Origin of the sequence: Streptomyces cavernicola (assembly GCF_029968035.1) — a bacterium.
GTDB classification, from domain to species: Bacteria; Actinomycetota; Actinomycetes; order Streptomycetales; family Streptomycetaceae; genus Streptomyces; species Streptomyces cavernicola.
Genome location: NZ_JASCIQ010000078.1, coordinates 1 through 12,101 on the forward strand (window position 1 = coordinate 1; position 12,101 = coordinate 12,101).

The 12,101-nt window shown below is 68.9% G+C and carries 10 protein-coding genes; 3 read left to right on the forward strand and 7 right to left on the reverse strand.

Translation table 11 applies throughout. The annotated features are described in order from the left end of the window. Positions 1-88 precede the first annotated feature (88 nt). From QIS96_RS37195 to QIS96_RS37210, 4 genes are all read right to left on the reverse strand, one after another. Positions 89-1,354, reverse strand: a complete 1,266-nt coding sequence (locus tag QIS96_RS37195; protein WP_282547311.1) for a Vps62-related protein — start codon at positions 1,352-1,354, stop codon at positions 89-91. 734 nt (positions 1,355-2,088) lie between these two features. Then, positions 2,089-2,397, reverse strand: a complete 309-nt coding sequence (locus QIS96_RS37200) for a lipase family protein (RefSeq protein WP_282547312.1) — start codon at positions 2,395-2,397, stop codon at positions 2,089-2,091. A 2-nt stretch (positions 2,398-2,399) separates the two neighbouring features. Then, positions 2,400-2,747, reverse strand: coding sequence for a lipase family protein (locus QIS96_RS37205; protein WP_282547313.1), 348 nt, complete (start codon positions 2,745-2,747; stop codon positions 2,400-2,402). Between the two features lie 85 nt (positions 2,748-2,832). Beyond that, the gene (locus tag QIS96_RS37210; RefSeq protein WP_282547320.1) at positions 2,833-3,009 is read right to left on the reverse strand and encodes a hypothetical protein; all 177 of its coding nucleotides are present in this window, start codon (positions 3,007-3,009) and stop codon (positions 2,833-2,835) included. Here QIS96_RS37210 and QIS96_RS37215 point away from each other — a divergent pair. The 3 genes from QIS96_RS37215 to fxlM are packed head-to-tail and all read left to right on the forward strand — an operon-like array spanning position 2,952 to position 7,338. Continuing rightward, positions 2,952-4,982 (forward strand): lantibiotic dehydratase, encoded by a 2,031-nt coding sequence (locus tag QIS96_RS37215; protein ID WP_282547314.1) that lies wholly within the window; start codon positions 2,952-2,954, stop codon positions 4,980-4,982. The genes QIS96_RS37210 and QIS96_RS37215 overlap by 58 nt on opposite strands. Beyond that, positions 4,979-6,124: a lanthionine synthetase C family protein gene (locus QIS96_RS37220; protein ID WP_282547315.1), complete on the forward strand. Its 1,146-nt coding sequence runs from the start codon at positions 4,979-4,981 to the stop codon at positions 6,122-6,124. The genes QIS96_RS37215 and QIS96_RS37220 overlap by 4 nt, the downstream gene beginning before the upstream one ends. An 11-nt stretch (positions 6,125-6,135) precedes the next feature. Further along, on the forward strand, positions 6,136-7,338 hold the full coding sequence (gene fxlM / locus QIS96_RS37225) for a methyltransferase, FxLD system (protein WP_282547316.1): 1,203 nt from the start codon (positions 6,136-6,138) through the stop codon (positions 7,336-7,338). Between the two features lie 294 nt (positions 7,339-7,632). Here fxlM and QIS96_RS37230 read toward each other — a convergent pair whose 3' ends face one another. The 3 genes from QIS96_RS37230 to QIS96_RS37240 form a co-directional block, all read right to left on the reverse strand. Then, positions 7,633-9,471, reverse strand: coding sequence for a hypothetical protein (locus QIS96_RS37230; protein WP_282547317.1), 1,839 nt, complete (start codon positions 9,469-9,471; stop codon positions 7,633-7,635). Between the two features lie 650 nt (positions 9,472-10,121). Then, positions 10,122-10,403 carry a hypothetical protein gene (locus QIS96_RS37235; RefSeq protein WP_282547318.1) on the reverse strand — a complete coding sequence of 94 codons (282 nt, stop codon included), beginning with the start codon at positions 10,401-10,403 and terminating at the stop codon, positions 10,122-10,124. A gap of 929 nt (positions 10,404-11,332) precedes the next feature. Continuing rightward, a complete protein-coding gene (locus QIS96_RS37240; protein ID WP_282547319.1) occupies positions 11,333-11,983 on the reverse strand; it encodes an alpha/beta hydrolase in 651 nt (216 codons plus the stop codon). Between the last annotated feature and the right edge of the window lie 118 nt (positions 11,984-12,101).

Here is a 12,101-nt window from a genome sequence, read left to right on the forward strand (position 1 = left end):
GTACGCCCGCGAAGACCCGGGGGGGGGGGGGCGGGGGGCCCGCCCCCCCCACGGGCTTGGACGAACGGGGCGTGATCAGCAGAGAGGGCTACTTCGAGGCCGAAGCCTTGTCGGGGTACTGGTCGTAGCGGACGCTGCTCTTTCCCCTGAAGTGCAGGGGCGTGCCGACGAGCGTGTGGTCCGCGCGCACGACCTGGAGGCTGTTGGAGCCGACCCAGGCCGCCAAAGACGTGTTGGGCAAGACGTCCTTCTCCACGGTGACGGTCTTGGACTCCAGCTCCTTGACGGATGTCGACTGGGAGAAGCCCAACTCCAGGCTGTACGTGGTACTGACCGACGCGCTCGCCGCGCCCGCGCTGACTCCTGCGGTCGCGGTGACCTGGATGCCCGTGGTGATCTGGAAGCTGTTCGCGCTCTCCTTCTCCACTCCCGTGGTGATGGTCCGGGAGAGCTTGGCGGGCGATTCGGTGTTGTTGTCGACGTGATCGACCAGCTCCCAGCTCACCTTCCGCTCGATCCGGTAGAACGGCGAGTGCTCAAGCTTCCAAGGGACCGACCGTTCGGCGTCGGTAACGGCGGTAAACGGAATACACAGAGCGTTGGCGGTGACCGGAGCCGTCCTTTCTGCCGGCCGGGACCTGTCGGACAGCTCGGGCGCGGGCGGCCAGGGCCCCTTCTCCACGGGCATGGGCAGACAGAGAATCCGCATGTCCGGCAGCGACTTGGGCTCACCGTAAGCGGCGTGGGCGGTGAACGTGTTGGCGCTCATCAACGCACGGGTGTCGCCGCTCGTGTTGTCGACGTAGGCCCGCGGGACAGTGTTCTGCCAGACGCTCACGGCCTCCTTTCCACCAGTGCCCTTGTCGTTGTAGATCAGGGCTGCCGTGGCATGGTCGGTCAGGTCTACGCGCACGCACGTCACGGCGTCCAGTGGGGGCTCCTCGTAGGTGTCCTTGGGCACTACGCACCCCATGGCCACATAGCCCTTGGGCGGGATGGGACGCCACAGGGAGCCCTTGTATTTGCCGCCTGTGCCGACGTCCGTCCAGATCTTCTCGTAGGCGATCGGGGCGGCGAGCGCCGGCGCCATGTCCGCCGCGGTCGTGCCGCTCTCCTTGGCGCAGAGAGCCACCACATGGTCCTTGACCTTCTTGGCCCCGGTCTTGGGGTTCAGATTCGCCGACCCCCAGGCCGGGAAGGCCACCGTGCCCAGGGGTAGGAAGCCCTTGGGAGCTTGGGGGTGCCAGAAGCTGACCCAGTGCTTCCCGCCCGTGTCCTCGTCGTCCCAGCACCATGAGAACTCGTCCGTGAAGGCGAGTTCGAGTTCGCCGAACGCCATCGTCTTCGTAGCCATGTCCACCTCTCCAGCCATCCTCAGATCCACGGCGCGCCGCACCCTGTGGGCAGGACGGCCTACGGGCCACCGGAGCCCCACACGCGAGCACGCACCGTATCGACATGAATGCAATGAGTGATGTTAGCCGTGTTCTGGCTGGCGACCGACCGGGAGGCGTGCACTGTGGCTGCCACTCTCCCCGTGCTGGTGACGTGCGCACGGGCGTTGCCCCTGGCGGTCATTCCGCTGCCGGAAACGACCGCCAGGGCCGTGGGCTCCGTCGTCAGCCGACCAGGCCGGGCACTGCGGGAAGCAGCCCGGTGGGCTCGTCGATTCCGGACGGAACTGCGGGGGCCGTGAGGCAGTACTGCATGGCCGTGGAGAGACGGTCCCTTTGAGCCTGCGTCAGTTGTGCGAGCGCATCGGACGGAGCGCTCCCACGGCCGTACACTGCCGACAGCTGATCGGCAAGGTCCGTCCCGAGGTAGGCCGTCACACAGCGGACGGTTCCATAGTCGAGATCAGAGGCCGTGGCCGGGCTCTCGGCGCTCGCTGCCGGAGCGGCGAATGCTGAGGCCGCCCCGACTACGGCAATGGCCGCACCGAGTCGTGCGATGGACTTGCGCATGGCACATCCCTTCTTCTGGTCTGCAGGTACGCCGATTTCTGTATCAGGCCCGGACAGAAGCAGTGGCTGCCGACACCCGGTCCGACGTGGGCTGCACCGCAAGGGCGGACACACCGTCACGCGATCAGTAGCCGGTGTGGCCACTGGGGTTCGGGGCGTCATGGCTGCCCGTACCTGCTGAAGGCTCACCCCAGATCGAAGTGCGGCTGCAGCAGGTGCTCGGCGCTGTCCTGCCGGCGAACCGCACTCGCGCGCCCTGGCGGCACCAGTCGGCCACCAGGTTCTTGCCGACCTGCTGGGGGACGACGTCGTCCAGGGCGCTGCGGGAGAGCAGGACGGGTGCTGTGGGCTTGCGCTTGCCGAGTTGCTGGTCGGCCACGATCGCGTTCCACGGGGCGCGTTGAAGGCGTTCGGTGAGCGGGCGTCCGTCCACGGTCAGAACGCTCCGTAGGCGGAGCCGTCCATACTGTCCGCCACCCTCTTCAAGTCCGCCGGCGGAGCTCCGACAACTGCGCCCTTGACCTTGAGTTCGGGCGCGTAGCTCGGGGCGAGTTCGGCGGCAGAAGCCGATGCGCCGCCGCCCTGGGAGTAGCCGTAGAGCGCGACCGGCCCGGCGTCCGGAAGACCGGCGCTCTCCAAACACTGGGCCGCCCGAACGGAATCCAGTACGGCGCGGCCCTGCGCCTCGCGGTCCATGTAGGTGTGGACCCGGGGCGTGCCCAGCCCCTGATAGCCCGTCACCACCACGGCAAACCCCCGGTCGAGAAGCCTCTTGATGGACAAGCGTGGGGGTACGGCCGAAGAGCCTGGCTGGCGACGCCGACAGATCCGTCATGCACAAGTCAGGCCCCGGCCTACGGCGGGTGGCTCAGCCGTGCCGTACTGGCCCAGCCTGTCGGGGCGGCAGCGTGACACGGTGGGAGAGGTGACCGAAGGCCAAGAGCGTGAAGATGTCTCCGAGGACGGGGATCCGGAAGACGAAGGGGCGTGGCCCGATGGAGTCGGAGACGGAGTCGATGCTTCCCTCGCTGTTCTGTCTGGCCATCAGATACTCGATGCCAGCGGCGACCGGCCGCACATCGGGCTGGTGGACCAGCGCGATCAGGGCGTAGCTGCCTGGTCCCCGTGCGTGAGGCCGTCGACCTCGCCTCCGGTGTGGGACTGCCCGCCGACTATCCGCACTCCCTGTGGACCGAGCCGCCCACACGGGTGCTTCCGCGAGACGAGCGGCTGATGGCGTGGGAGGCGATGGCTAGCGGACGGCGCGAGATCCGCCTCACCGACGACGACCTCGACGAACTGAGTACCGCCCCGCAAGACGCTCCCCGGACGGCCCCGCACGCGGAACTCGCCATCCGAGTCCGCTCGACCAGCCAACACGCCCTGGATTCCGGCGACTTCACCCTGGACGTGCGACCCGCGTGGACGACCGGCAACCTCACCGGCCGGTTCGCCTCACTGCTCGGGGACGATCTGGCGAGCCAATACCGCACGCTGCCCACGATGGTCGACGGCGCCCTGCCCGCTCAGCTCTCCTTCGCCCCGGTCTTCCCGCACGCGGAGAACGTCGCCCGTATCCCGGCCCTGGTGCCGCACGTGATCTCCGTCGCCGAGCACCGCCCGGAAGCGGACAACGTCATCACGCTCGACGACCTCGCCGTGTACGGCACGGGCCACAGCCTGCACCTGGTCAGCATCTCCCGGCGCAAGGTAGTGGAGCCCGTGGTGCTGCACCCGCTCGCGCTGGAGAAGCAGGCACCCCCGGTGGCCCGGTTCCTCGCCATGCTCGGGCGCGGATTCGCCACGCACTGGACCGAGTTCGACTGGGGGCCGCTCGCCGCCGGCATGCCGTTCCTGCCGAGGGTCAGCTACCGCAACACCACGCTGACCCCAGCACGGTGGCGGCTCTCGACGAAGGACCTGCCCGGACCGTTCGGAGTGAACTGGCGTAAGGAGCTGGCGAGTTGGGCGGACAAGTGGCGGTGCCCGGACCGGGTGGAGCTGCGTGACGACGACCGCGCGCTGCTCTTGGACCTCGGCGAGCCGCTGCACGCACAGCTGCTCCACCGGCACCTTCAGACCGATGAGGCCCACCTGACCGAGGCCCCGACAGACGAAGAGCTGGACTGGATCGGGCACGCCCACGAGGTCGTCGTCCCACTCGCCTCCACCCAACAACCCCTTCCGCACCCGGACCTGTCCCACGCTCCGCTCGTCACCAACCGGTCCCTCGCCCACGCGACCCCCGGTCAAGGCGGATGGCTCCAGGCCAAGGTCTTCACGCACCCGACCGTGATGGACGAGATCCTCACACACCACCTCCCCGCGCTGCTCGACGAACTGGACGGACACGCGCACTGGTTCGTGCGCTACCGGCCCCTCCAGGAGGAAGACCACCTGCGCCTACGGGTCGCGGCGGTACGCGGCCCGGACGACGCCGCCCGCACCATGCGGTCGATCTCCGCCTGGGCGGCGAAACTGACCGAGGACCGCCTCGCCTCACGACTCGTCTTCGACGCCTACCGGCCCGAGATCGGCCGCTACGGCACGGGCCCGGCCATGACCGGCGCCGAAGACGTCTTCACCGCGGACAGCCTCGTCGTACGCCACATGCTCACCGACCTGTCCGGCGTGGACCGGCGCATGCTCTGCGCACTCGGCATGGTCGACATCGCCAGAGGACTGCTCGGGGACGACGACGGCCTGAACCACCTCGCCAGCATCACGCCCACGGCGCCCGGAGACCCGGAGGTCACCCGGCGCGTGCTCCGCGCCGCAGGCCACAACTACCTCGCGTCCGCCTCACCTCGTCTGGCCGGAGCGCTCGTCCAGCGCCGGACAGCCCTGCGCGCGTACCAGGAGGCTCTGCCCGCCGACCGGCGCACCACCGTCCTGGAGTCGTTGCTGCACATGCACCACAACCGGGTCATGGGGCCCGATCGCGAGTCCGAAGCAGCCGCCCGCCACGCAGCCCGCCAGGCCTGCCGATCCCTGCTGGCCAGGAGGAACCCGCAATGAACAACCTTCACGACCTCGGCTCGGGAATCGCCGGGACAGCTCTGTACGACGCGGTCCTCGCCCGGCACGGTGACATGTGGGAAGCCGCGCACACCTCGGTCAAGGCCCTGGCCTCCCAGCCCGTGGACACCCATCCAGTCACGGCGAACCTGTACCAGGGGCTCCCCGCGGTCGCGTACGTCCTGCAAACGGCCGGCCACAACGGCTACGCGAGCACGCTGGACGCACTGGACCGGAAAATCGACATCCTCGTGGAGCAGCGCCTTGAGGCGGCGTACGCCCGCATGGCCTCCCAACGCCCACCCCGAATGCGGGAGTTCGACCTCATCAGTGGACTCACCGGAGTCGGCGCCTACCTACTGCACCGCCGCCGAGCGGACACCCTCACGAACGTGGCCACCTATCTGGCCCGCCTCCTCACGGAACCCGTGATCGTCGACGGACAGCCTGTCCCCGGCTGGTGGGCACACGACAGCCCGAGCGGACGGTACGACGACGGCTGGCCACTCGGACACGCGAACTTCGGCATCGCGCACGGCGTCGCCGGGCCGATCGCGCTGCTCGCACTCTGCGCCCGGTCCGGGATCGTTCAACTCCCGGAGCTGCAAGAGGCTTTGGCCGAGGGGTGTGCTGTGCTGTCCCGCTGGGCTCGGCCCCTTGATGGCGGCGGCACCGGCTGGCCGGAAACCCTGGACCTCCAGGCCTTCCTCCGCGGGCCACGCTCGGGCGAGGCACCGGGCAGGCCGTCCTGGTGCTACGGGACGCCGGGCATCGCCCGCGCCCTCCAACTCGCCGCCGCAGCCTGCGAGAACCCCCCTGCTCGGCAGCTCGCCGAACGCGCGCTCATCTCCTGCATCACAGACGACGGGCAACTCGCTCTCCTGGAAGACGCCACCGTCTGCCACGGCTGGTCCGGGCTGCTCCTGACCGCCGACCGGATCGCGGCGGACGCCTCGCACGACGCCATCGCACACAAGATTCCCGCCCTGCGCGAGCGCCTCATCGCCCACACGGTGCGGCACGGCATACCCGACGGCCCCGGGCTCCTCACCGGAGCCGCCGGCACCCTGCTCACCCTGCACACCCTCGCCCCGACCCGCCCCGTTGACCCGGTGTGGGAAACGTGCCTCCTCCTCAACTGAAAGGGACTGAAGTGACTGAAGAAGCCGCCACGTCCGAAGAACTGCGCAACCGGCTCGTCGATCAAATCGTTGCCGACCGCCCCCTCGCACCGAGGGTCGAGCACGCCCTGCGCACCGTCCGCCGCGAGGACAACCTCCCCGGAATCGACCTGCCCACCGCCTACACCGACCAGGCCGTGAGCATCAAGGAGAACCCCAGCGGCCCCCTGCCGCTCTCCTGCGCCTCCGTGCCGTCCATGGTCGCCATGATGCTCGACCAGCTCGATGTCAAGGCGGGCGACAACATCCTGGAAATCGGCGCCGGCACCGGCTACAACGCTGCTCTCCTCGACGAGCTCACCGGCCCGGAAGGACACGTCACCACCGTTGACATCGACGAAGACGTGGCCCTGCACGCCCGCACCACCCTCAACCGCTCCGGACACGACCGCGTACGCGTCTTCGAACGCGACGGGCTCATCGGAGTCCCCGAGCACGGCCCCTACACCCGCCTCATCGGCACCGTCGGCCTCTGGGACTTCCCCAACGCCTGGTGGGACCAACTCGCCGACGACGCCCGCGTAGTACTGCCCCTGCGCTGGCGCGGGCAGACCCGCTCGATCGCCCTCACCCGACACGGCAACACCCTCACCGCCGACAGCGTCGAACTCTGCGGCTTCGTCCCCGTCATCGGCCAGGACGGCGAGAAGACAGCCGCCCTCAACACTGAGGACACCGTGCGCATCCACTACGACCAGGACCAGGACATCGACCCGGCCGCGTTCGACGAGTCGACGTTCAGCATCCCCTGCACGACCACGCTGTCTGAGCAGCGCATCGGCGGCGAGGAGTCCTTCGACGGCGTCTGGCTACGCGCCACAGCCAGCGACAACCGGGTGTGCCGTGTCGAAGTCACGCCGAAGGCACTGGAAAGCGGCGTCCGCCGCCCGTCAATCCCGATGCGCAGCCCCGCCCTCGTCTCCGGAGGCTCCATCGCCTACCTCATCACCGAACGAGAAGAAGCCGACCCCCAACGCCCCTTCCGCCTCGGCGCCGCCGCGTACGGCCCGGACCGCGACTCCCTGGCCCAGGACCTCGTCGCCCACATCAACACCTGGGGCGCCTACCGAGCCGCGATCCCCGAGATCAACATCTCCGCACTGGCCGACCCCGCCCCCGACACCGGCTTCACCATCACCAAGTCAGAGAGCCGCCTAACGCTCAACTACCCCTGATCCCACTCGGATCGCTGTACAGCAGAGCCGCGGACACGCCCACCCCGAGGTTCTGCTGCACCTCGGATGGGCTGGGACACCAGCCTCCTCAAAGACCCCGGTCAGCAACCGAAAGGCCACGGTGCACGCCCACAATGTTGGTAACCCCGGATATCAGAATGTGGGGAATTCCCCGGCCGCAATCTCCAAGCTGATCCCCAAGGGTGGTCCTAGGGGGATGCGGGGGAGGTACTGCTCTGCCCCGTGCCAGGTGCAGGGGCAGAGGCAGAGCATCGTTGGTCGGGAGGGCGTGGGTCAGATGGTGATGGTCGCGTGAGAACTGCTCGGAGTGATCGCCGTCCAGTACTCACGGTCGGTGCGACCGTTGAAGAGGTGCTCGTCCCACCAATACCCACCGGTCTTCTGGGTGTTGGAGCTGCTCAGCTCGATCTCGTAGGTGCCCGGTTCCAGATCGGTGATCAGGACGTCCACCCGGAAGTGCCCGTTAGAGAACTCACCGCCGCCGAAGTCGGCGTAGCTGTGGAGGCCGAGGGCCCCCGGCTTCCTGATCCACAGCGTTCCGCGGTCAACCCGGACCGTCGAGAAGCGCGTGCCCTTGTCGCGGTACCACCCAAAGCCCCAGTAGTACTCGGCGACCGCGTCCCAGGTGGCGATGAGGGCGCTCTTGCCGTTCTTGAGGGTGGCCGGGGTCAGGGAGATGTCGTGGCGCAGCCGGCTCCAGGCGCCATTGGCGTGGTCGGTCACCGTTGTGCCGGTGACGGTCTTTCCCCGGCTGGCCACGTCCTCGATGCTGGGCGGCAGGGGCGGGACCGGCGGGGTGGGCGGCACGTAGCGGTCGACGCCGCGGTGGACCAGCAGCAGGGCCTCGCGTTCGGCGCCGGCCGGGCCCTCCTTGTAGGGCAGGAGGGCTGGGGTGTTGTTGGAGTCGTGGCCTTCCAGTTTGGCCGGGCTGGTCCAGCCTTCGTTCCTGGTCCAGGTGGTGTGGAGCAGCTTGTCGCCTTCGACGGCGGGAAAGACGGCGTGGAGCTTGCCGTCGTAGGTGGCCAGCGCGGCACCGCGGCGCGAGACCAGCGGTTGCGGATCGGCCTGACTGGACGCCTCAGGGGCGTAGGTCCAGGTGGTGCCGTCGAAGACGGCGTGCAGCAGGTCGCCGCCCTGCAGCTCCGTCTCCCCGTCCTCCGCGAGGAAGTTCGGTCCCGGATCTGCGCGCAGGAGCAGGTGCAGTGCACCGTCGTGGACGGCGAGGGCCGCGTTGCCGGGCCAGCCGTGCTTGTCGATGGCGTCCTGGATGAGCCAGTCCAGCGTCTCGCCGCGGTAGGGCAGCGGCGGGTCGGGCAGGGCATCGAGAGGCGCTCGATCGTCGTTGTCCGCGAGCGCCTGTATGGCGGCGGTGCTGGCCTGCTCGTAAGCCGCAAGGGCATCGGGCGTGACGGCGGGCTCCCACTGGCCCTCCGCGCCGCGGACCAGGTGCTGCACGTACTGGTTGTGGAGGTCGACGTAGACCAAGTGGACGGCCCCGTTGAACACGGCCAAGCCCGGCGCCAGCGCCATCTGCCCCCACGTCGGAATCTCGGTGGGCTCGGCCCACCGGGCCTCGCCGTCGCTCAGCTCCAGGTGCGTCTCCCACAAGGACGAACGGTTACCGTCTTCGTCGTCGTAATAGCCGTAGGTGCCGAGCTGGGTGAAGACCATGCGCAGGGTGCCGTGGTCGTTGACGAGCGCCGGCGTCTCACTGGTGTGGATGAAGTCCGCGTAGGCGTCCGGGGCCCACTTCCGGGCCTGCGCCAGAGCATCGGCCGCCGCCTCGACGTCCTGCTGCCGCTTTGCCTGCTGCTCGGCGGTGGCGTCCTCGGGCAGCGGCGCGCTCGCCTTCTCCAGCGCGGCCACGAACGGCCGCACCGAGGACGGAGTGAACGACGTCCACCGCAGCGGCAGCTGCTTCCGCCCGCCCTGACGGGCGCCGCGGTGAGCGCAGTACAGCGTCCCGTCGACCTCGGCCAGGGCCGGGGCGGCGATGCTGAGATGGTCGGCGAACGCCACCCCCGGCGACCAGCCGTGCTCGGCCGTGTACATCGCCCGCCACAGATTCTGGTCATCCTGCTGCTCGGTGCCTTGCTGGGCGTCGTCGGTCACACGCGCTCCTCACATGAAACGGGCCGAAGGCCCGGCGACCCCGCGGTGCGGCGTACGGGCAGCCGGACGTACCACGTCCCCCGTTGTCGGATCGCGGCCTCCGGCACGCTAATCGCTGCCGAACACACCCCGGCAAGACTGAAAAGAACCGGCCGCAACTAGACACCAACAACGGCCGGAAGTCGGCCGGTGACCTGCACCAACGTCCCCAGATGAAACAAGCTATCGGGCAGGCTCTAGTGCCCCACAGCCACCAACTTCGCAGGCAGTTGACTCTCCGCCAGATGCCACATGCTGGGAGACCCGAGACTGTGCGCGGAATACGACCATTCGACCAACGGCAAGCACGCAGCACGAATCTCGGCGGCCTCGTTGTCGATGGACAAGCACGGCGGAGTACGCGGCGGCGTCGGCAGCCGCGATGCGCTGCCCTGGGAAGCGGCCGGGAAAGATCCAGCGGATATCCGGTGGCGCCGCCGCCCGCGAAGCCGATGCCGCCGCCGGGCACCACGACCACGGAGGCACTCATGGAGACCCGGAGACTGTTGGTAACCCCGGCTATCGGAAGTTGGGCAATGCCGTGATGCCAGTGTTGGATGCATAGCCCCCGGTAGTCCTGCCGCAGAGGCCGACTCCGCAGGCAACTGCATCTACATGAGGACCCCGCTGCCCTCGCCGCGGTCCCCGTGCACGGTCCGCTGCCACACCAACGTAGGAACCTCGGCTACGAGCACGGCGTCGAGGGCGTCCACGCCCTTGTCGTACAGAAGCTGCGAGGCCTCCTCATCGACGGGGAAGTCGCCTTGCAGGGCGTCGCAGTTCCAGCAGCCGCTGCTGAGGTAGCGGCTCCTCAGCGTGGCACTCCAACGGGGCTTGATGGAGTCGGCCAGACGCTCCTGCCCTGCTTGTGACAGCCTCTGCTTGATCCACACCCTTTCCTCCTCGCCCACGGAACGGATCCATTGGTCGGTGCGTGCCGGATGGACCGGGACGAGGCCGACGACGCACGTTGCGGTCTCCCCGCACTTCCAACAGCTCCGATGCAACGCCAAGACCCTCACAGGGACCGTGGCCGCACATCCAGGCGGCACCACCGACGGAAGCCATGAATCAGTCCCAAACTGGTCGTTATGGTCCCAGCGTTCGTGTCGGCGGGCGACCTCCTGACAGACAGGACACTGGACGCCGCGCTTGCCGTCTTCCCCGGCGACCAACTTCCCGGCTCCAGCCGATACCTGCACCGAACAGTCCATACAAGCTCCGGTATAGCGGTTCGCCCCGTTCGGCACCTCCGCGGGTGCCCCTGCGGATGAGCGCGTTGGTTGAGTCGTGCCCAGGCTGCCGACGTATGAGCCTTTATGAACGGGTGCGTCCGCGCGGCAGTACACACGCCAACGCCCGGCGGAACGCACGCGGACACCTGCGCCTGCCGCTACAAAGAACGTGCAGTGGTCTGCGGCGCACGTGGCCCCGTACTTGTTCAAAGGCTGTTCACTCACGATGTTTTCGTCTCCCAGGTAGTCCGGGTTCAGTCGTGATCCGCTCGCGTGGTCTTGACTGCCGAATTATCCGCGGCGAGCCCTGCCTACACGCGAGAGGGTCCCCGCCACAGCAGGCGGCGGACTGTTCGGCGCCTAGGCTGTCCACTTCCATGTGGTGTCAGACATTCCTTGAATGCGTCCATCAACCCCCGTGGTCACACGGACAAGTACGAGGGGCGGGCACCCCGGAGCGGCAGTTCCAGCGCACCGCCCGTGGAGTACGTCGCGTTCGCGCGGGGCGAGGAGGTCCAACTTGTCCTGCTGACTGTTCCCGGTCCGGCCAGACGGGCCGCGCGGCCCACGGGCGCTCGCCCCGCGCGCTACCGCGGCAGAAGGCGTACAACCGCCGAGGCCACTGCCCGGTGCCAGAGGGCGCTGTCGCGGAGCATCGCGTGGTCTCCACCAGGCAGCAACGTCAGGTCCGTTCGCGCGCCGGCCGTGCGGGCGCGGTGGAGGAACGCCGCCGCAGCGCGTGGGTCGGTGACGCGGTCGCGGTCGCCGTGGAGCACGACGACGTCCTTGCCGCGCAGGTGGGCGACGGGTTCGTCGTCCGGGCACCAGGGCGCGAGGGCGACCCCGGCCCTTACCGGGGACCGGTCTGCGGCGGCGAGGGCGGCGCGGCCGCCCATCGAGTGGCCGACGAGGACCACGGGGATGTCGCCGGCACCGCGCGCCAGGTCGTCGAGGGCGCGGCGGGTGTCGTGCAGGGCGTCTGCGGAGGTGCCGTTCCACCCGCGCATGCGGTAGCGCACGTCCGCGAGCAGCACCGAGTCGGTGGCGGGCAGCGCCGTGGCTACGGCCCGCACGAAAGGGCGCATGCGGAGGGCCGCGAGGTGCCAGGGGCGGGACGGGGACCGGCTGTCGGCGCGGCCGCCGTGCAGGAACAGGACCGCGGCCCGGGGCCGGGAGGGAGTGCGGCGTGGCACGAGTGCGGCTGCCTCGTCGGTGTTGCGTCGACGGGGTTCTGTCACCTGTGCTCCCGCCGCCGAGCTGTGTGGTCCCAGGAACTTCATACTGACTGTTCGTAGCCGAGGACCCAGGCGGATTGGCTCCACGCACCAATCCGCAGTCCTGCGGAGTCCGGATTAC

Bases quoted from the DNA above. Each gene is read 5' to 3' on its own strand.
- QIS96_RS37195 (WP_282547311.1), bottom strand. From the start codon at position 1,354: ATGGCTACGAAGACGATGGCGTTCGGCGAACTCGAACTCGCCTTCACG.
- QIS96_RS37210 (WP_282547320.1), bottom strand. From the start codon at position 3,009: ATGGCCAGACAGAACAGCGAGGGAAGCATCGACTCCGTCTCCGACTCC.
- QIS96_RS37220 (WP_282547315.1), top strand. From the start codon at position 4,979: ATGAACAACCTTCACGACCTCGGCTCGGGAATCGCCGGGACAGCTCTG.